Origin of the sequence: Streptomyces paromomycinus (genome assembly GCF_003865155.1) — a bacterium.
GTDB lineage: Bacteria > Actinomycetota > Actinomycetes > Streptomycetales > Streptomycetaceae > Streptomyces > Streptomyces chrestomyceticus.
In genome coordinates this window covers 1,381,021-1,400,087 of the sequence record NZ_BHZD01000001.1, presented here as the reverse complement: position 1 = coordinate 1,400,087, position 19,067 = coordinate 1,381,021, and the positions used below count along the sequence as shown (strand labels likewise).

The following is a 19,067-nucleotide window of genomic DNA, read 5'->3' as shown; positions in this document are numbered from 1 at the left end:
CGCCAGCTTCCAAGGAGTGAGTTCGTCTGTCGACCGCCATCCTCACCGGTCCGCCGGTCGCCGGGTCGCCGCTCGAAGCCGCCCTGCGCTCGCTGGGTTTCGACGTCCGTACGGCGGACGGTGCCGCGGCCGTGGCCGACGCGCTCGCCGCGGTTCCGGCCGATGAACGCGTCGCCGTGGTCGACCCCCGGTTCGTGGGCCACCTGCACAGTCTCCGGCTGGCGCTGACCGACCCGCGTTTCCCGGCCGCCGCGGTGCCGGGTGCCGTCACCGCGCAGCCCGAGGCGCGCGCCGCGCTCCAGCAGGCCGCCGCCGCGGTGCCCGCCGGACCCGGCACCCGTTACCGCGTGGACGTCCTGCCGGACGCGCTCGCCGAGACCATGGAGGCCGGGGACGCCGCGTTGCAGCGCGTCGAGCTGGGCAGCCTGGTGGCCGCCGTCCCGCTGACGCCCGCGGAGCGCGCCACGGCCGAGGAGGCCGTCGCCGCCGTCGACGACGAGGCCGTACGGCTGCGTACCGCCGTCAAGGCCCGTGACGGGTTCTTCACCACCTTCTGCATCAGCCCGTACTCCCGCTACATCGCCCGCTGGTGCGCGCGCCGCGGTCTGACCCCCAACCAGGTCACCACGGCGTCGCTGCTCACCGCGGTGATCGCGGCGGGCTGCGCGGCCACCGGCAGCCGCGGCGGGTTCATCGCCGCCGGTCTGCTCCTGATCTTCTCCTTCGTCCTGGACTGCACCGACGGGCAGCTCGCCCGCTACTCGCTGCAGTACTCGACGATGGGCGCCTGGCTCGACGCGACCTTCGACCGGGCGAAGGAGTACGCGTACTACGCGGGTCTCGCGCTCGGGGCGGCGCGTGGCGGCGACGACGTGTGGGCGCTGGCTCTGGGAGCCATGGTTCTGCAGACCTGCCGGCACGTCGTCGACTTCTCCTTCAACGAGGCGAACCACGACGCCACCGGCAACACCAGTCCCACCGCGGCCCTGTCCGACCGGCTCGACAGCGTCGGCTGGACGGTCTGGGTACGCCGGATGATCGTGCTGCCCATCGGCGAACGCTGGGCCATGATCGCCGTACTGACCGCCTGCACCACCCCGCGCATCGTCTTCTACGCGCTGCTCATCGGCTGCGCCCTGGCCGCCTGCTACACCACGGCGGGCCGGGTGCTGCGCTCGCTGACGCGGCGCGCCCGCCGCACCGACCGGGCAGCGGCCGCACTCGCCGACCTCGCGGACTCCGGTCCGCTCGCCGAGCTGGTGGCCAAGGGCCCGGCGGCGGGCGGCTCGGTGACCGCTCCGGTCATGGCGTTCGCGGGCGTGGCCTTTCTCATGGCGCAGCTGACGTGGAGCGACGCCGGCAGCTGGTGGGCGGTGCTCGGCGCCGCCGTGTACGCGGCCTTCGCCGGTGCCGCCGTCGCCCGCCCCCTCAAGGGCCCGCTCGACTGGCTCGTACCGCCGCTGTTCCGGGCGGGCGAGTACGTCGCCATCCTGGTCGTGGCGGCCCGCTCGGACGCCGACCAGGCGCTGCCCGCGGCGTTCGGCCTGGTCGCGGCGGTCGCCTACCATCACTACGACACCGTCTACCGCATCCGCGTCGGCACGGGGGCCCCGCCGCGACGGCTGGTGCGGGCGGCCGGCGGGCACGAGGGGCGCACGTTGCTCGTTGTCCTCCTGGCGGCCCTGCTGCACGGCTCAGGTTTCACAATCGCGCTGACGGTCCTGGCACTGGTCCTGGCGCTGCTGGTGCTCGTGGAGAGCATCCGCTTCTGGGTGTCCTCCGGAGCACCCGCCGTACACGATGAAGGAGAACCCGCATGATCGGCCTCGTGCTGGCCGCCGGCGCCGGACGGCGTCTGCGTCCCTACACCGACACCCTGCCCAAGGCTCTGGTGCCGGTCGATGGCGACACGACCATCCTGGACCTGACCCTCGGCAACTTCGCCGAGATCGGCCTGACCGAGGTCGCGATCATCGTCGGCTACCGCAAGGAGGCCGTGTACGAGCGCAAGGCGGCGCTGGAGGCCAAGTACGGCCTCAAGCTCACCCTCATCGACAACGACAAGGCCGAGGAGTGGAACAACGCCTACTCCCTGTGGTGCGGCCGGGACGCGGTCAAGCACGACGTGATCCTCGCCAACGGTGACACCGTGCACCCGGTCTCCGTCGAGCGCACCCTGCTCGCCGCCCGCGGCGACGGCAAGAAGATCATCCTGGCGCTGGACACGGTCAAGCAGCTCGCCGACGAGGAGATGAAGGTCGTCGTCGACCCCGACCAGGGCGTCCAGAAGATCACGAAGCTGATGGACCCCGCCGAGGCCACCGGTGAGTACATCGGTGTCACCCTCATCGAGGGCTCGGCCGCCGAGGAACTCGCGGACGCGCTGAAGACCACCTTCGAGCGCGACCCCGACCTGTACTACGAGGACGGTTACCAGGAGCTGGTCAACCGCGGCTTCAAGGTCGACGTGGCACCGATCGGCGAGGTCAAGTGGGTCGAGATCGACAACCACGACGACCTCGCGAAGGGCCGTGAGATCGCATGCCGGTACTGACCCGCCTGATTCCGTCCCCGGTCGTCGTCGACATCAGCGCCGGCGCACTGGACGACCTGGCGGGCCTGCTGGCCGATCAGCGCATCTCCGCGTCCGGGAAGCTGGCCGTCGCGATCAGCGGCGGCTCCGGGGCCAGGCTGCGGGAGCGGCTGGCCCCGGCGCTGCCCGGCGCCGACTGGTACGAGGTCGGCGGCGGCACGCTGGACGAGGCGATCAAGCTCGGCGACGCCATGAAGAAGGGCCACTACGACGCGGTCGTGGGCCTCGGCGGTGGCAAGATCATCGACTGTGCGAAGTACGCGGCGGCCCGCATCGGCCTGCCGCTGGTCGCCGTAGCGACGAACCTGTCGCACGACGGCCTGTGCTCGCCGGTGGCCACCCTCGACAACGACGCGGGCCGCGGCTCGTACGGCGTGCCCAACCCGATCGCCGTGGTGATCGACCTCGACGTCATCCGGGAGGCCCCGGTCCGCTTCGTCCGGTCCGGTATCGGCGACGCCATCTCCAACATCTCCGCCGTCGCGGACTGGGAGCTGTCGCACCGCGAGACCGGCGAGGACATCGACGGGCTGGCCGCCGCCATGGCGCGCCAGGCCGGCGAGGCCGTGCTGCGCCACCCCGGCGGCGTCGGCGACGACGGCTTCCTCCAGGTGCTGGCCGAGGGCCTGGTCCTCACCGGCATCTCGATGTCGGTGGCCGGCGACAGCCGCCCGGCCTCCGGCGCCTGCCACGAGATCAACCACGCCTTCGACCTCCTCCACCCCAAGCGGGCGGCGAGCCACGGCGAGCAGTGCGGCCTCGGCGCCGCCTTCGCCACGCACCTGCGCGGGGACAAGGAGACCTGCGGGCTGATGATCGAGGTGCTGCGGCGGCACGGCCTGCCGGTGACGCCCGGCGAGATCGGCTTCAGCGACGAAGAGTTCGTCGAGGCCGTCGCCTACGCGCCGCGGACCCGCCCCGGCCGCTACACGATCCTCGAACACCTCGACCTGTCCACCGACCAGATCAGGGACGCATACGCCGACTATGCACAAGCCGTCCGTAGCTGAACTCCGCCCGGTCGTGCACCCCGCGGGTGTCAAGGACCGGCGCAGCGGTGAGCACTGGGCCGGTCGCCTGTACATGCGGGAGATCTCGCTGCGCTGCGACCGGTACCTGGTGAACACCAGGATCACGCCGAACCAGCTGACCTATGTGATGACCCTCTGCGGTGTCCTCGCCGCCCCGGCCCTGCTGGTGCCGGGCATCTGGGGGGCCGTGCTCGGGGTGGTGATGGTCCAGCTCTACCTGCTGCTCGACTGTGTCGACGGCGAGGTGGCCCGCTGGAAGAAGCAGTTCTCGCTCGGCGGGGTCTACCTGGACCGGGTCGGCGCCTACCTCACCGACGCCGCCGTACTGGTCGGCTTCGGGCTGCGCGCCGCCGACCTGTGGGGCTCCGGGCGGATCGACTGGCTGTGGGCCTTCCTGGGCACCCTGGCCGCCCTCGGCGCGATCCTGATCAAGGCCGAGACCGACCTGGTCGGCGTCGCCCGCCACCAGGGCGGACTGCCGCCGGTCAAGGAGGCGGCGTCCGAGCCGCGCTCCTCCGGCATGGCACTGGCCCGCAAGGCCGCCGCCGCGCTCAAGTTCCACCGGCTGATCCTCGGCATCGAGGCGTCGCTGGTGATCCTGCTGCTGGCGATCGTGGACGCGGTCCGGGACGACCTGTTCTTCTCGCGGCTCGGCGTCGCGGTGATGGCCGGTATCGCGCTCCTCCAGACGCTGCTCCACCTGGTGTCCATCCTCGCCTCCAGCAGGCTCAAGTGACGGGGGCGCGCGAGATGAAGGTCGGCGCCGTCGTCCTGACCATGGGCAACCGCCCCGAGGAGCTGCGCGCCCTGCTCGACTCGGTCGCCAAGCAGCACGGCGACCCGGTCGAGGTCGTGGTCGTCGGCAACGGCTCGCCGCTGCCGGCGCTGCCCGAGGGCGTACGGACCGTGGAACTGCCGGAGAACGTCGGCATCCCCGCCGGGCGCAACGTCGGCATCGAGGCGTTCGGACCGGGCGGCAGCGAGGTGGACGTGCTGCTGTTCCTGGACGACGACGGGCTGCTGGAGCGGGCGGACACGGCCGAACAGTGCCGCGAGGCGTTCGCCCGCGACAAGAAGCTGGGCATCATCAGCTTCCGTATCGCGGACCCGGAGACGGGGGAGACCCAGCGTCGGCACGTGCCGCGGCTGCGGGCCTCCGACCCGCTGCGGTCCTCCCGGGTCACCACCTTCCTGGGCGGCGCCAACGCGGTCCGTACGAAGGTCTTCGAGGAGGTCGGCGGGCTGCCCGACGACTTCTTCTACGCCCATGAGGAGACCGACCTGGCCTGGCGGGCCCTGGACGCGGGCTGGATGATCGACTACCGCGCCGACATGGTGCTGCTGCACCCCACCCACGCCCCCAGCCGGCACGCGGTCTACCACCGTATGGTGGCCCGCAACCGGGTCTGGCTGGCCCGCCGTAACCTTCCGGCTCCGCTGGTTCCGGTCTATCTCGGTGTCTGGTTCCTGCTCACCCTGGCCCGGCGGCCCTCGCGGCCCGCGCTGCGTGCCTGGCTGGGCGGCTTCAAGGAGGGCTGGGCCACGTCCGGTGGTCCCCGGCGCCCCATGAAGTGGCGTACCGTGTGGCGACTGACCCGGCTGGGCCGCCCTCCCGTCATCTGACAAGCTCGGATCTGAGAGCATCAGGCGCGAACCCGGGGCACGGCCCCGGCAGCGCACCTTGAGGACGAAAGTGTCAACAGTGAGCGAGACTACGCACGACAGTGCGGTCGCCATGAGTGCCCCGCCATCATCCGACGACGGGCTGTCCCGTGCCGAGCTGGCCCGCAAGTACGGGCTCACGCAGAGCGGGGCGCGGCCCAGCCTGCCGGAGTACGTGCGGCAGCTGTGGGACCGGCGGCACTTCATCCGCGCCTTCTCCAGCGCGAAGCTGACCGCGCAGTACAGCCAGGCGAAGCTGGGCCAGGTGTGGCAGGTGGTGACGCCCCTGCTGAACGCGCTCGTCTACTACCTCATCTTCGGCCTGCTGATCGGCACCAGCCGCGGTGTCGAGGACTATGTGCCCTTCCTGGTCACCGGCGTCTTCATCTTCACCTTCACGCAGAGCTCGGTGATGGCCGGCACCCGCGCGGTCTCCGGCAACCTGGGCCTGGTGCGCGCCCTGCACTTCCCGCGCGCCTGCCTGCCCATCTCGTTCTGCCTGATGCAGCTCCAGCAGCTGCTGTTCTCGATGGGCGTGCTGGTCCTCATCCTGCTGGGCTACGGGCAGGTGCCCACCTGGTCCTGGCTGCTGGCGGTCCCGGCGCTGGTGCTCCAGTTCGTCTTCAACACCGGGCTGTCCATGGTCATGGCCCGGCTGGGCAGCAAGACGCCGGACCTGGCGCAGCTGATGCCGTTCATCATGCGGACGTGGATGTACGCGTCCGGCGTGATGTTCAGCATCGACCAGATCCTCAAGGAGAAGGCGGTCCCGGCCTTCGTGCACGTCCTGCTGGACTGCAACCCGGCCGTGATCTTCATCGACCTGATGCGTTTCGCGCTGATCGACAGCTTCACGTCGGACAAGCTGCCCCCGCACGTGTGGCCGCTGGCCGTCGGCTGGGCGCTGGTGATGGGCGTCGTCGGCTTCGTGTACTTCTGGAAGGCTGAGGAGCGGTACGGCCGTGGCTGAGCAAGAGGACGCCGTACAGACGGCGGACGGGAACCGCGTCCCCACCGTGATCGCGGACGACCTGCACATCGTGTACCGGGTGTACGGCACCGGAGCGGGCAAGGGCAGCGCCACCGCGGCCCTGAACCGCATCATCCGCCGCAAGCCCTCCGGCGGGGTGCGCGAGGTGCACGCGGTCAAGGGTGTCAGCTTCACCGCCTACCGCGGCGAGTCGATCGGCCTGATCGGCTCGAACGGCTCCGGCAAGTCGACGCTGCTCAAGGCCGTCGCCGGCCTGCTGCCCGCGGAGCGCGGCCGGGTCTACTCGCACGGCCAGCCGTCGCTGCTGGGCGTGAACGCGGCCCTGATGAACGACCTGACCGGCGAGAAGAACGTGGTGCTCGGCGGCCTGGCGATGGGCATGTCCCGCGAGCAGGTGCGCGAGCGCTACCAGGGGATCGTCGACTTCTCCGGCATCAACGAGAAGGGCGACTTCATCTCGCTGCCGATGCGGACGTACTCGTCCGGCATGGCGGCCCGGCTGCGCTTCTCCATCGCGGCGGCCAAGGACCACGACGTCCTGATGATCGACGAGGCGCTGGCGACGGGTGACCGGGCGTTCCAGAAGCGCTCCGAGGCCCGCATCCGCGAGCTGCGCAAGGAGGCCGGTACGGTCTTCCTGGTCAGCCACAACAACAAGTCGATCAGGGACACCTGCGACCGGGTGCTGTGGCTGGAGCGGGGCGAGCTGTTGATGGACGGCCCGACCGACGAGGTGATCAAGGCGTACGAGAAGGAGTCGGGCAAGTAGCCCGCCCGGCGTCGTACGGCCCCCGCGAGTCCGGCTCGCGGGGGCCGTTGATCGTCGCGGGCCGGCCGCGGAAGGTCGTGCGCCGGTCTTGAGATCATCAACAGCTGGTCAACTCGGCCGGATACAGGAACAGTTCATGGCCTATGGATGTTGACCGGATCGTTGCTTCGAGGTTCGGTACCCCCTCGGACGCCAAGGAGATGTACGGCGTAAGCTGTACGGGTACTGAACAGCACAAGTGGCACAAGTCGGGCAATGCGTACCCGTCCTGGCGACCGGGAGTCCGATCGGGCGGGTCGCGTCATGCGGCGTGTCCGAAATGGGATGTTTTGGCTTGGCGGTGTAGAACGGGAGGCGTGACGGCAATGGCTACTGGAACTCTCCGGCTCCGAAACGCGCCGGGCAGCCTCCGGTGAGCCGAGGGATGGCACGGGCACGCGACGTCCTGGTCCGGCCCCGGACGCCGGGCGGCGGCCGGGACGACGCGCAGTCGCGCACCGTCACGGACCAGGCCGCGCACGAGAACTTCCCGGTGGCGCCGTTCTTCCTGCCGCGCGCCTGGCGCCGGGACCTGATGGCCGTCTACGGCTTCGCCCGCCTCGTGGACGACATCGGCGACGGCGACCTGGCCCCCGGCGGCGGTGACGCCGCCCGGCTCGGACTGGACCCCGAGCGGGACGGCGCGGACACGCTCGCCCTGCTCGACGCGCTGGAAGCGGACCTCCACCGCGTCTTCAGCGACCGCGCCCCCGGACCGCTGCACCCCCTGATGCGCCGCCTCGGCCCCACCGTGCGCCGCTGCGGCCTGACCCCCGAGCCCTTCCTCGGCCTGATCGAGGCCAACCGGCAGGACCAGCGGGTCGGCCGCTACGCGACCTACGGCGACCTGCTCGCCTACTGCGAGCTGTCCGCCAACCCCGTCGGCAGGCTCGTCCTGGGCATCACCGGCACCGCCAGTCCGGAGCGGGTCCGGCGCTCGGACGCGGTCTGCACCGCGCTGCAGATCGTCGAGCACCTCCAGGACGTCACCGAGGACCTGGGCCGGGACCGCGTCTACCTCCCCGGCGAGGACATGAAACACTTCGGCGTCACCGAGGCGGACCTGGCCGCCCCGACAGGGGGCGCGCCGGTGCGCGCGCTGATCGCGTACGAGGCGGAACGCGCCCGTGAACTGCTGAATGAAGGCACCCCGCTGGTGGGTAGCGTCCACGGCAGGCTCAAGCTGCTGCTCGCCGGCTTCGTCGGCGGCGGACGCGCCGCACTCCGGGCGGTCGCGGCCGCCGACCACGACGTACTCCCTGGACCGCCCAAGCCGACCAAGCTCAGCCTGCTGCGCGAGGTGGGGGCGACATTGCGAAGAGAGGGGTGAGTCGGACCGTGGAGGACATCGCACACGCGTCCGCGCCGGTGCTCGCTGCATACCGTTACTGCGAGGCCGTGACCGGGCAGCAGGCACGTAACTTCGCCTACGGCATCCGGCTGTTGCCGGCCGACAAGCGGCAGGCCATGTCGGCGCTCTACGCCTTCTCGCGCCGGGTCGACGACATCGGCGACGGCCCGCTGGAGGACGGGGCCAAGCAGCAGCGGCTGGCGGAGACCCGGGCCCTGCTCGCCCGCATCAAGGACGGCGCGGTCGACGAGGACGACACCGACCCGGTGGCGGTCGCGCTGTCCGACGCCGCCCGGCGCTTCCCGATCCCGCTCGACGGGCTCGACGAGCTGATCGACGGCGTCCTGATGGACGTGCGCGGCGAGACGTACGAGACCTGGGACGACCTGAAGGTCTACTGCCGCTGTGTCGCCGGGGCCATCGGCCGGCTCTCCCTGGGAGTGTTCGGCACCGTACCCGGCGCGCCGGACACCGCACGCGCCGCCGAGTACGCCGATACGCTCGGGCTGGCACTGCAACTGACCAATATCCTGAGAGACGTTCGCGAGGACGCCGGAAACGGCCGTACGTATCTCCCCTCCGACGACCTCGCCAAGTTCGGCTGCGCGGTGGGCTTCCACAGTCCGGTACCTCCGCCCGGCGCGGACTTCACCGGACTGGTCCACTTCGAAGTCAGGCGTGCCCGCGCCCTGTTCGACCAGGGCTTCCGGCTGCTGCCGATGCTCGACCGGCGCAGCGGGGCCTGCGTCGCCGCCATGGCCGGCATCTACCACCGTCTCCTGTCGCGGATCGCGGCGGACCCGGAGGCCGTGCTGCGCGGCCGGGTCTCGCTGCCCGGCCGGGAGAAGGCGTTCGTGGCGGTGCGCGGCCTGTCGGGATTCGACGCGCGGGCGATCGGCCGCCGGCAGGCGGCCCGGGCGGCGGGCCGGCCGCCCGTGAGGAGGCGCGGATGACGGTCCGGGAGCCAGGTGAGGGCGACGAGTCCTGCTCAGGGCCACTGCGGCGGTCCGAGCGGCGGGCAACCCTCCGCCGGGCCGCTGCGTCCCTGACGGCAGTAATCAGGGAGGGCGAATGACATCGGAACCGATGGGGCCCGACCGGCACGATGCACAGCAGGCAGGCCGCCCCGACGGGGCGGCTGCGGTGGTCATTGGGGGCGGTCTGGCCGGCATCACGGCGGCGCTGGCGCTGGCCGACGCCGGACTGCCGGTCACCCTCGTCGAGGGCCGGCCCCGGCTGGGCGGCCTGGTCTTCTCCTTCCGCCGCGAGTCCGCGGCGGGGGAGCTGACCGTCGACAACGGGCAGCACGTCTATCTGCGCTGCTGCACCGCGTACGACTGGTTCCTCGACCGGGTGGGGGGACGCGCGCTGGTACCCCTCCAGGACCGGATGGACGTCCCGGTGCTGGACGCCGACGGCCTGCGACTGGGGCGGCTGCGGCGTACGGCCCTGCCCGTACCGCTGCACCTGGCGAAGAGCCTGGCCATGTACCCGCACCTGTCGCTCGCCGAGCGGGCGAACGTCGGGCGGGCGGCGCTGGCCCTGAAGAAGCTCGACCCGGAGGACCCCGCGCTGGACGGCGTCGACTTCGCCTCCTGGCTGGCCCGGCACGGCCAGTCGCCGCGCGCGGTCGAGGCGCTGTGGGACCTGGTCGGCGTCGCGACGCTCAACGCGCGGGCCGGTGACGCGTCGCTCGGCCTGGCCGCCAAGGTCTTCAAGACCGGGCTGCTCTCCGACAACGGCGCCGCCGACATCGGCTGGTCCCGGGTGCCGCTCGGCGAGGTGCACGACACGCTCGCGCGCGAGGCCCTGGAGAAGGCGGGCGTCCGCATCGAGCTGCGCACCCGCGCGAGCGCCCTGGCCCGCGCCGAGGACGGCACCTGGCAGGTGACGGTGGAGAACGGGCCGCACGGCCGCGAGCAGCTGACTGCCAAAACGGTCGTGCTGGCGCTGCCGCAGCGCGAGACGCACGGCTTGCTGCCCGAAGGCAGCCTCGACGGCCAGGACCGGCTGCTGGACATCGGCACGGCGCCGATCCTGAATCTGCATGTCATCTATGACCGGCCGGTGCTGAAGCAGGCATTTTTCGCTGCGCTCGGCTCGCCGGTGCAGTGGGTCTTCGACCGTACGGAAGCCTCCGGTCTCGCCGCGCTGCCCGGCGGCGCCCGCAGTCAGTACCTGGCCGTGTCGCAGTCCGCCGCGCAGGACGACATCGACCGGCCGGTGGCCGAGCTGCGCGCACGCTATCTGCCGGAACTGGAGCGGCTGTTGCCCGCCGCGCGCGGCGCCGGCGTCCGCGACTTCTTCGTCACCCGCGAACGTACCGCGACGTTCGCCCCGGCCCCGGGCGTCGGCGGGCTGCGGCCCGGCGCCCGTACCCAGACCCCCGGCCTGTACCTGGCCGGCGCGTGGACCGCCACCGGGTGGCCCGCGACCATGGAAAGCGCTGTTCGCAGCGGCCTCGGCGCCGTTCGCGAGGCACTCACCGAACTCGGCTTCCCCCAGGGCCAGTTGCCCCAGGAGGCGGCATGACCACGAGTACGAGCGCTCGCACGAGCACGAGCACCGGAAACAGAGGAGAAACCGTGAATCCGGCTTCCCCAGCTATCGACACCGAGAGCGTCACCGCGCTGCTGGAGCGCGGGCGGCAGCTCGCCACTCCCGTGCTGCGTGCCGCCGTGGACCGGCTCGCGCCTCCCATGGACACCGTCGCCGCGTACCACTTCGGCTGGATCGACGCCGCCGGCCGGCCCGCGTCGGGGGACGGCGGCAAGGCCGTACGCCCCGCGCTCGCGCTGCTGTCGGCGCAGGCCGCCGGACAGCCGCCGGAGGTCGGCGTGCCCGGCGCCGTCGCCGTCGAACTGGTCCACAACTTCTCGCTGCTGCACGACGACCTGATGGACGGCGACGAGCAGCGCCGCCACCGCGACACGGTGTGGAAGGTGCACGGCCCGGCGCAGGCGATCCTCGTCGGCGACGCGCTGTTCGCTCTCGCCAACGAAATACTGCTGGAACTGGGCACGGTCGAGGCCGGCCGCGCCACCCGCCGCCTCACGGTCGCCACCCGCAAGCTCATCGACGGCCAGGCCCAGGACATCTCCTACGAGCACCGCGAGCGGGTCACCGTCGAGGAGTGCCTGGAGATGGAGGGCAACAAGACGGGCGCGCTGCTCGCCTGCGCCGTCTCCATCGGTGCCGTCCTCGGCGGCGCCGACGACCGGACCGCCGACATCCTGGAGCGGTACGGCTACCACCTCGGCCTCGCCTTCCAGGCCGTCGACGACCTGCTCGGCATCTGGGGCGACCCGGATGCCACCGGCAAGCAGACCTGGAGCGACCTGCGGCAGCGCAAGAAGTCGCTGCCGGTCGTCGCGGCCCTGGCGGCCGACAACCCGGCCGCCGAGCGGCTCGCCGGCATCCTCGCCGCGGACGCGAAGAAGAGCGAGGACGAGATCGCCGACTTCACCGAGGAGGAGTTCGCCTCCCGCGCGGCCCTCATCGAGGAGGCCGGCGGCCGCGAGTGGACCTCCCAGGAGGCCCGCCGCCAGCACGCCACCGCCATCGCCGCACTGGACGAGGTGGACATGCCCGCACCGGTCCGCGCGCAGCTCGTCGCGCTCGCGGACTTCGTCGTCGTACGAGAGAGATGATCACTATCGAACCGATCTAGATCGCAGTCGCCGGCCGGTGCCTTCCCCGCTGTCGAGGCGGGGTCCGGGCACCGGCTGACGGAATCCCTGAGCACGCTTCACAGAGTTCACTGCAGAAGGGGAAACCATGACAGCGACGACCGACGGAAGCACCGGGGCGCTGCCGCCCCGTGCCCCCTCGGCCGGCGACGCCACCGCCGAGAACACCGAGACCGGCCCGTCCGCCACGGACGCGGCCGGCGCCGCCCGCCGCGCCACGGCCCGCGCCACCGCCTACCTGCTGTCCGTGCAGGACGACGCGGGCTGGTGGAAGGGCGACCTGGAAACCAATGTGACCATGGACGCCGAGGACCTGCTGCTGCGGCAGTTCCTGGGTATCGGCGACCGGGACACCACCGAGGCCGCCGCCCGCCACCTCCGCGCCGAGCAGCGCGCCGACGGCACCTGGGCCACCTTCTACGACGGGCCCGGCGAACTGTCGGCCACCATCGAGGCGTACGTCGCCCTGCGGCTGGCCGGCGACGCGCCGGACGCCGCCCACATGGCCCGCGCCGCCACCTGGATCCGCGAGCACGGCGGCATCGCCGCCTCCCGCGTCTTCACCCGGATCTGGCTGGCGCTGTTCGGCTGGTGGAAGTGGTCGGACCTGCCCGAGCTGCCGCCGGAGCTGATCTACTTCCCGAAGTGGTTCCCGCTCAACATCTACGACTTCGCGTGCTGGGCGCGGCAGACGATCGTGGCACTGACGATCGTCTCGGCCGTGCGCCCGGTACGGCCCGCACCGTTCGCCCTGGACGAGCTGCACACCGACCCGGCCCGCCCGAACCCGCCGCGGCCGCTCGCCCCCGCCACGAGCTGGGACGGCATCTTCCAGCGGCTGGACAAGGCGCTGCACGGCTACCGCAAGGTGGCCGTCCGCGGGCTGCGCCGCTCGGCGATGAGGGCCGCGGCGAGCTGGATCGTCGAGCGCCAGGAGAACGACGGCTGCTGGGGCGGCATCCAGCCGCCGGCCGTCTACTCGGTCATCGCGCTGCACCTGCTGGGGTACGACCTCAAGCACCCGGTGCTGCGCGAGGGCCTGAAGTCGCTGGACCGGTTCGCGGTGTGGCGCAAGGACGCGGACGGCGCGCCCGTCCGCATGATCGAGGCGTGCCAGTCCCCGGTCTGGGACACCTGCCTCGCCGCCATCGCGCTCGCCGACGCAGGCCTGCCCGCCGACCATCCGCAACTGGTCAAGGCGGCCGAATGGATGCTCGCCGAGCAGATCCGCCGGCCGGGTGACTGGAGCGTCCGCAAGCCGCAACTCCCGTCCGGAGGGTGGGCGTTCGAGTTCGAGAACGACAACTACCCGGACATCGACGACACCGCCGAAGTCGTCCTCGCGCTGCGCCGCATCCAGTACCCGGACCCGGAGCAGGTCGATACCGCCGTCCGGCGCGCCGTGCGCTGGACCCTGGGCATGCAGTCCAAGAACGGGGCCTGGGGTGCCTTCGACGCCGACAACACCAGCCTGTTCCCCAACCGGCTGCCGTTCTGCGACTTCGGCGAGGTCATCGACCCGCCGTCGTCCGACGTCACCGCGCACGTCGTGGAGATGGCCGCAGACCTCGGCATGACGCACGACGCGCGGGTCCGGCGCGGTATCCGCTGGCTGCTGGCCGAACAGGAGCCGGACGGCTCGTGGTTCGGGCGCTGGGGCACCAACTACGTCTACGGCACCGGTTCGGTGCTCCCCGCGCTGGCCGCCGCCGGCATCCCCGCCTCGCACCCCGCGGTCCGCCGCGCCGTGCGCTGGCTGGAACGCGTCCAGAACGAGGACGGCGGCTGGGGCGAGGACCAGCGTTCCTATCGGGACAAGGCGTGGGCGGGTCGCGGTGAGTCGACCGCCTCGCAGACCGCGTGGGCGCTGATGGCGCTGCTCGCGGCGGGCGAGCGGGAGAGCGCGGCGGTCACGCGCGGGGTGCACTGGCTGGCCGGCACCCAGCGCGCCGACGGGTCCTGGGACGAGCCGTACTTCACCGGTACGGGCTTCCCCTGGGACTTCTCGATCAACTACCACCTGTACCGGCAGGTCTTCCCGCTGACGGCCCTCGGCCGTTATCTCGACGGCGGACCGGCCGACGCGTCCCAGGGGGCCTGATGCGCACGTCGCGCAGCGCGGCCGCCGCCCGCGGCGGCCTGGAGGCCCGGCCGCAGGGGCCGCCGCCGCTGCTGGTCGCCTGTGCGCTCGGCATCGAGCGGCTCGCGCTGCGCGGCGGCGACCGCAGTGGCGCGAGCGCGCCCGCCGTCGTACTCCGTACGGGTATGGGCCCGCGGGCGGCGTCGGACGCCGTCACCCACGCGCTGCGCGACGGCTCCGTCACGGCCCGGGCGCCGGTCGTCGCCACCGGCTTCTGCGCCGGCCTGGTCCCCGGGATGCTGCCGGGGGACGTGGTCGTCGCGGAGTCGGCCCGCGGCCATCTGCCCGGCGCGCCGGACGTGGCCTGCTCCGACAACGGTCCGCTGCTGCGGGCCCTGAAGGAGCGTGGCGTGACGGTGCACACCGGCCTGCTGCGCGGCTCCGACCACGTCGTACGCGGCGCGGAGCGGGCCGGGCTGCGGGCCGCGGGCGCCGTCGCGGTGGACATGGAGTCCGCCGCGACGCTGGCGGCCGCGACACGGGACGGCGGACGTCCGGTTGCGGCCGTCCGGGTGATCGTGGACGCTCCAGAACATGAACTTGTCCGAATCGGCACTTTACGCGGTGGAATGTCGGCCTTTCGTGTGCTGCGCTCCATCCTTCCTGTGTTCTTCGAATGGCACCGTTCTTTGCAGCTCCCCAGGAGGTGAGCCAGATGGCCATGCCGCTCCGTCAGTCCATCCGGGTCGGTACGTATCTCTTTGAACAGAAAGTCCGCAAGCGGGAGAAATTCCCGCTCATCGTGGAACTGGAGCCCCTCTTCGCCTGCAACCTCAAGTGCGAGGGCTGCGGCAAGATCCAGCACCCGGCCGGTGTGCTCAAACAGCGGATGCCGGTCGCGCAGGCGGTCGGCGCGGTGCTGGAGTCCGGCGCGCCGATGGTCTCCATCGCGGGCGGCGAGCCCCTGATGCACCCGCAGATCGACGAGATCGTGCGGCAGTTGGTGGCCAAGCGGAAGTACGTCTTCCTGTGCACCAACGCCATGCTGCTGCGCAAGAAGATGGACCAGTTCACCCCCTCCCGGTACTTCGCCTTCGCGGTGCACATCGACGGGATGCGCGAGCGGCACGACGAGTCGGTGGCCAAGGAGGGCGTCTTCGACGAGGCGGTGGAGGCGATCAAGGAAGCCAAGCGGCGCGGCTTCCGGGTCACCACCAACTCCACCTTCTTCAACACCGACACCCCGCAGACCATCATCGAGGTGCTCGACTTCCTCAACGACGACCTCCAGGTCGACGAGATGATGCTCTCGCCCGCCTACGCCTACGAGAAGGCCCCCGACCAGGAGCACTTCCTCGGCGTCGAGCAGACCAGGGAACTGTTCAAGAAGGCCTTCGCGGGCGGCAACCGGCGCCGCTGGCGGCTCAACCACAGCCCGCTGTTCCTGGACTTCCTGGAAGGCAAGGCGGACTTCCCCTGCACGGCCTGGGCGATCCCCAACTACTCGCTCTTCGGCTGGCAGCGGCCCTGCTACCTGATGAGCGACGGGTACGTCCCCACGTACCGGCAGCTGATCGAGGAGACCGACTGGGACAAGTACGGCCGCGGCAAGGACCCGCGCTGCGCCAACTGCATGGCGCACTGCGGCTACGAGCCCACCGCCGTCCTCGCGACGATGGGCTCCCTCAAGGAGTCCCTGCGCGCCGCCCGTGAGACCGTCGCGGGAAACCGCGGGTGACGTGATGGGCACCGGAGAGCCTCCCGGAGGCAGCGCTTCCGGGACCGCCGTCGCCCTGGGCCTGCCCGAGGTGCCGGCCCGGCCGCTCGCGGAGCGGCGCGTCTCGCGCCGTATCCAGGTCGGGCCGGTGCCGGTGGGCGGCGGCGCCCCCGTATCGGTGCAGTCGATGACCACGACGAACACGGCTGACATCGGCGCGACGCTCCAGCAGATCGCCGAGCTGACCGCGTCCGGCTGCCAGATCGTCCGGGTCGCCTGCCCCTCGCAGGACGACGCCGACGCGCTGCCGGTCATCGCGAAGAAGTCGCAGATTCCGGTGATCGCGGACATCCACTTCCAGCCGAAGTACGTGTTCGCCGCGATCGACGCGGGCTGCGCCGCGGTCCGGGTCAATCCGGGCAACATCCGGCAGTTCGACAACCGGGTGAAGGAGATCGCCAAGGCGGCGGCCGACGCCGGGGTGCCGATCCGGATCGGGGTCAACGCCGGTTCGCTGGACAAGCGGCTGCTGGAGAAGTACGGCAAGGCGACGCCCGAGGCGCTGGTGGAGTCGGCGCTGTGGGAGTGCTCGCTGTTCGAGGAGCACGGTTTCCGGGACATCAAGATCTCGGTGAAGCACAACGACCCGGTGGTGATGGTCAACGCGTACCGGCAGCTGGCCGCGCAGTGCGACTACCCGCTGCACCTGGGGGTGACCGAGGCCGGCCCGGCGTTCCAGGGCACCATCAAGTCCGCCGTCGCCTTCGGCGCGCTGCTGTCCGAGGGCATCGGCGACACGATCCGGGTCTCGCTGTCGGCGCCGCCGGCCGAGGAGGTCAAGGTCGGGCTGCAGATCCTGGAGTCGCTGAACCTGCGTCCGCGCCGTCTGGAGATCGTCTCCTGCCCGTCGTGCGGCCGGGCCCAGGTGGACGTCTACAAGCTGGCCGACGAGGTGACCGCGGGCCTGGAGGGCATGGAGGTGCCGCTGCGCGTCGCGGTCATGGGCTGCGTCGTCAACGGCCCCGGCGAGGCCCGTGAGGCCGACCTGGGAGTGGCCTCCGGCAACGGCAAGGGCCAGATCTTCGTCAAGGGCGAAGTGATCGCCACCGTACCCGAGTCGAAGATCGTCGAGACCCTGATCGAAGAGGCCATGAAGATCGCCGCAGCCATGGCGGCCGAAGGAGTGGTGCCCGGCACCCCCGACGTCACCGTCAGCTGAACCCGCAGAGCTGTACCCATGGAGGGGGACCGAGCATGTCGATGCTGGAACAGATCCGCGACCCGCACGACCTCAAGGAGATTCCCGGGGAAGCCCTCGGCGCACTCGCCGAGGAGATCAGGCAGTTCCTCGTGCACGCGGTGGCGCGGACCGGCGGCCACCTCGGGCCCAACCTGGGCGTGGTGGAACTGACCATCGCCCTGCACCGGGTCTTCGACTCGCCCGCCGACCGCATCCTGTGGGACACCGGACACCAGTCGTACGTGCACAAGCTCCTGACCGGCCGCCAGGACTTCTCCAAGCTGCGCGGCAAGGGCGGACTGTCCGGCTACCCGTCCCGCGAGGAGTCCGAGCACGACGTCATCGAGAACAGCCACGCCTCCACCGTGCTGGGCTGGGCCGACGGCCTGGCCAAGGCCAACGAGGTGCTGCGCAAAAACGATCACGTCGTGGCCGTCATCGGCGACGGCGCGCTGACCGGCGGCATGGCCTGGGAGGCGCTCAACAACATCGCCGCCGCCAGGGACCGCCCCCTCATCATCGTCGTCAACGACAACGAGCGCTCCTACGCGCCCACCATCGGCGGCCTCGCCAACCACCTCGCCACCCTGCGCACCACCGACGGCTACGAGCGCTTCCTCGCCTGGGGCAAGGAGGTCGTACAACGCGCCCCCGTCGTGGGGCGCCCGCTGTACGAATCGCTGCACGGCGCCAAGAAGGGTTTCAAGGACGCCTTCGCGCCGCAGGGCATGTTCGAGGACCTGGGCCTGAAGTACGTCGGCCCGATCGACGGCCACGACATCGCCGCCGTCGAGTCCGCGCTGCGCCGCGCCGCCCGCTTCCACGGGCCCGTCCTGGTGCACTGCCGCACCGAGAAGGGCCGCGGCTACCGGCCCGCGCTGGAGGACGAGGCGGACCGGTTCCACACCGTCGGCGCGATGGACCCGCTGACCTGCGCCCCCGTCGCGCCGCCCGGCCCGCCGTCGTGGACCTCCGTCTTCGGCGACGAGCTGGTCAAGATCGGCGAGGAGCGCCCGGACGTCGTCGCGATCACCGCGGCGATGCTGCAGCCCGTCGGGCTCGGCAAGTTCGCGGCCGCCTTCCCCGACCGTACGTGGGACGTGGGCATCGCCGAACAGCACGCGGCGACCTCGGCGGCGGGCCTGGCCACCGGCGGCCTGCACCCGGTCTTCGCGGTGTACGCGACCTTTCTCAACCGGGCCTTCGACCAGGTCCTGATGGACGTCGCCCTGCACAAGTGCGGCGTCACCTTCGTCCTGGACCGGGCCGGGGTGACCGGTACCGACGGGCCGAGCCACAACGGCATGTGGGACATGTCCGTCCTCGGCGTCGTCCCGGGCCTGCGGATCGCCGCGCCGCGCGACGCCGACCAGCTCCGCGCCGAGCTGCGGGAAGCCGTCGACGTGGACGACGCGCCGACCGTACTGCGCTTTCCGAAGGAGTCGGTGGGCGCGCCGGTGCCGGCGCTGGAGCGGATCGGCGGGGTGGACGTCCTCAGCCGTGGCGAACGGGAGGACGTGCTGCTGGTCTCGGTGGGCGTGCTGGCCCCGGTCTGCCTGGAGGCGGCGGGCCTGCTGGCGGAGCGCGGCATCGGCATCACCGTCGTCGACCCGCGCTGGGTCAAGCCCGTGGACCCCGCACTCGTCCGGCTCGCCGCGACGCACGCCTCGGTGGCCGTCGTGGAGGACAACAGCCGCAACGGGGGAGTGGGGGCGGCGGTCGGCCAGGCGCTGCGCGACGCGGACGTGGACGTACCGCTGCGGACCTTCGGCATCCCGGAGCAGTTCCTGGCGCACGCCAAGCGCGGCGAGGTGCTCGCCGACATCGGGCTCACCCCGGCCGAGATCGCCGGCCGGATCAGCGCCTCCCTGGCCCGTAAGGAGAACGACGCGTGACGGAGAACGG

Annotated in this window: 16 protein-coding genes; all 16 read left to right on the top strand. The window is 71.6% G+C overall.

Annotated elements, in window-relative coordinates; all coding sequences use genetic code 11:
- Nucleotides 1-26: 26 nt before the first annotated feature.
- The 16 genes from OEIGOIKO_RS05335 to dxs all read left to right on the top strand — a co-directional run bounded on the left by OEIGOIKO_RS05335 (nt 27) and on the right by dxs (nt 19,057).
- Complete coding sequence (locus tag OEIGOIKO_RS05335) at nt 27-1,820, top strand: DUF5941 domain-containing protein (protein WP_125052317.1); 1,794 nt, start codon at nt 27-29, stop codon at nt 1,818-1,820.
- Complete coding sequence (locus tag OEIGOIKO_RS05330) at nt 1,817-2,554, top strand: phosphocholine cytidylyltransferase family protein (protein ID WP_125052315.1); 738 nt, start codon at nt 1,817-1,819, stop codon at nt 2,552-2,554. Before OEIGOIKO_RS05335 ends, OEIGOIKO_RS05330 begins: the two co-directional genes overlap by 4 nt.
- Nucleotides 2,542-3,603, top strand: coding sequence for an iron-containing alcohol dehydrogenase family protein (locus OEIGOIKO_RS05325; protein WP_125052313.1), 1,062 nt, complete (start codon nt 2,542-2,544; stop codon nt 3,601-3,603). The genes OEIGOIKO_RS05330 and OEIGOIKO_RS05325 overlap by 13 nt, the downstream gene beginning before the upstream one ends.
- Nucleotides 3,581-4,360 (top strand): CDP-alcohol phosphatidyltransferase family protein, encoded by a 780-nt coding sequence (locus tag OEIGOIKO_RS05320; RefSeq protein WP_125052311.1) that lies wholly within the window; start codon nt 3,581-3,583, stop codon nt 4,358-4,360. Before OEIGOIKO_RS05325 ends, OEIGOIKO_RS05320 begins: the two co-directional genes overlap by 23 nt.
- Before the next feature lie 14 nt (nt 4,361-4,374).
- A complete protein-coding gene (locus OEIGOIKO_RS05315; RefSeq protein ID WP_125058459.1) occupies nt 4,375-5,247 on the top strand; it encodes a glycosyltransferase family 2 protein in 873 nt (290 codons plus the stop codon).
- 79 nt (nt 5,248-5,326) lie between these two features.
- Nucleotides 5,327-6,256 (top strand): ABC transporter permease, encoded by a 930-nt coding sequence (locus OEIGOIKO_RS05310; RefSeq protein WP_125052309.1) that lies wholly within the window; start codon nt 5,327-5,329, stop codon nt 6,254-6,256.
- Nucleotides 6,249-7,046: an ABC transporter ATP-binding protein gene (locus tag OEIGOIKO_RS05305; protein WP_030023851.1), complete on the top strand. Its 798-nt coding sequence runs from the start codon at nt 6,249-6,251 to the stop codon at nt 7,044-7,046. Before OEIGOIKO_RS05310 ends, OEIGOIKO_RS05305 begins: the two co-directional genes overlap by 8 nt.
- A 424-nt stretch (nt 7,047-7,470) precedes the next feature.
- Nucleotides 7,471-8,415, top strand: a complete 945-nt coding sequence (gene hpnC / locus OEIGOIKO_RS05300; protein ID WP_246177215.1) for a squalene synthase HpnC — start codon at nt 7,471-7,473, stop codon at nt 8,413-8,415.
- A gap of 8 nt (nt 8,416-8,423) precedes the next feature.
- The gene (hpnD, locus tag OEIGOIKO_RS05295; protein ID WP_125052307.1) at nt 8,424-9,389 is read left to right on the top strand and encodes a presqualene diphosphate synthase HpnD; all 966 of its coding nucleotides are present in this window, start codon (nt 8,424-8,426) and stop codon (nt 9,387-9,389) included.
- A 133-nt stretch (nt 9,390-9,522) separates the two neighbouring features.
- Nucleotides 9,523-10,968, top strand: a complete 1,446-nt coding sequence (hpnE, locus tag OEIGOIKO_RS05290; protein WP_125058457.1) for a hydroxysqualene dehydroxylase HpnE — start codon at nt 9,523-9,525, stop codon at nt 10,966-10,968.
- Complete coding sequence (locus OEIGOIKO_RS05285; protein ID WP_125043935.1) at nt 10,965-12,086, top strand: polyprenyl synthetase family protein; 1,122 nt, start codon at nt 10,965-10,967, stop codon at nt 12,084-12,086. Before hpnE ends, OEIGOIKO_RS05285 begins: the two co-directional genes overlap by 4 nt.
- Before the next feature lie 127 nt (nt 12,087-12,213).
- Complete coding sequence (shc, locus tag OEIGOIKO_RS05280) at nt 12,214-14,226, top strand: squalene--hopene cyclase (protein WP_125052305.1); 2,013 nt, start codon at nt 12,214-12,216, stop codon at nt 14,224-14,226.
- Nucleotides 14,226-14,915: a 5'-methylthioadenosine/S-adenosylhomocysteine nucleosidase family protein gene (locus OEIGOIKO_RS05275; RefSeq protein WP_125052303.1), complete on the top strand. Its 690-nt coding sequence runs from the start codon at nt 14,226-14,228 to the stop codon at nt 14,913-14,915. Before shc ends, OEIGOIKO_RS05275 begins: the two co-directional genes overlap by 1 nt.
- A 5-nt stretch (nt 14,916-14,920) precedes the next feature.
- Complete coding sequence (gene hpnH, locus OEIGOIKO_RS05270) at nt 14,921-15,943, top strand: adenosyl-hopene transferase HpnH (RefSeq protein ID WP_030023864.1); 1,023 nt, start codon at nt 14,921-14,923, stop codon at nt 15,941-15,943.
- Between the two features lie 4 nt (nt 15,944-15,947).
- Nucleotides 15,948-17,141 carry a flavodoxin-dependent (E)-4-hydroxy-3-methylbut-2-enyl-diphosphate synthase gene (gene ispG / locus OEIGOIKO_RS05265; protein ID WP_125052301.1) on the top strand — a complete coding sequence of 398 codons (1,194 nt, stop codon included), beginning with the start codon at nt 15,948-15,950 and terminating at the stop codon, nt 17,139-17,141.
- Nucleotides 17,142-17,176: 35 nt separating this feature from the next.
- A complete protein-coding gene (dxs, locus tag OEIGOIKO_RS05260; RefSeq protein WP_125052299.1) occupies nt 17,177-19,057 on the top strand; it encodes a 1-deoxy-D-xylulose-5-phosphate synthase in 1,881 nt (626 codons plus the stop codon).
- The last annotated feature ends 10 nt before the right edge of the window (nt 19,058-19,067 follow it).

What these genes read in the sequence shown, in the direction of transcription:
- OEIGOIKO_RS05325 (WP_125052313.1), top strand. Translation starts at nt 2,542, where the DNA reads ATGCCGGTACTGACCCGCCTGATTCCGTCCCCGGTCGTCGTCGACATC.
- OEIGOIKO_RS05330 (WP_125052315.1), top strand. Translation starts at nt 1,817, where the DNA reads ATGATCGGCCTCGTGCTGGCCGCCGGCGCCGGACGGCGTCTGCGTCCC.
- hpnC (WP_246177215.1), top strand. Translation starts at nt 7,471, where the DNA reads ATGGCACGGGCACGCGACGTCCTGGTCCGGCCCCGGACGCCGGGCGGC.
- ispG (WP_125052301.1), top strand. Translation starts at nt 15,948, where the DNA reads ATGGGCACCGGAGAGCCTCCCGGAGGCAGCGCTTCCGGGACCGCCGTC.
- shc (WP_125052305.1), top strand. Translation starts at nt 12,214, where the DNA reads ATGACAGCGACGACCGACGGAAGCACCGGGGCGCTGCCGCCCCGTGCC.
- dxs (WP_125052299.1), top strand. Translation starts at nt 17,177, where the DNA reads ATGTCGATGCTGGAACAGATCCGCGACCCGCACGACCTCAAGGAGATT.
- hpnH (WP_030023864.1), top strand. Translation starts at nt 14,921, where the DNA reads ATGGCCATGCCGCTCCGTCAGTCCATCCGGGTCGGTACGTATCTCTTT.
- OEIGOIKO_RS05320 (WP_125052311.1), top strand. Translation starts at nt 3,581, where the DNA reads ATGCACAAGCCGTCCGTAGCTGAACTCCGCCCGGTCGTGCACCCCGCG.
- OEIGOIKO_RS05315 (WP_125058459.1), top strand. Translation starts at nt 4,375, where the DNA reads ATGAAGGTCGGCGCCGTCGTCCTGACCATGGGCAACCGCCCCGAGGAG.
- OEIGOIKO_RS05285 (WP_125043935.1), top strand. Translation starts at nt 10,965, where the DNA reads ATGACCACGAGTACGAGCGCTCGCACGAGCACGAGCACCGGAAACAGA.
- OEIGOIKO_RS05275 (WP_125052303.1), top strand. Translation starts at nt 14,226, where the DNA reads ATGCGCACGTCGCGCAGCGCGGCCGCCGCCCGCGGCGGCCTGGAGGCC.
- hpnE (WP_125058457.1), top strand. Translation starts at nt 9,523, where the DNA reads ATGGGGCCCGACCGGCACGATGCACAGCAGGCAGGCCGCCCCGACGGG.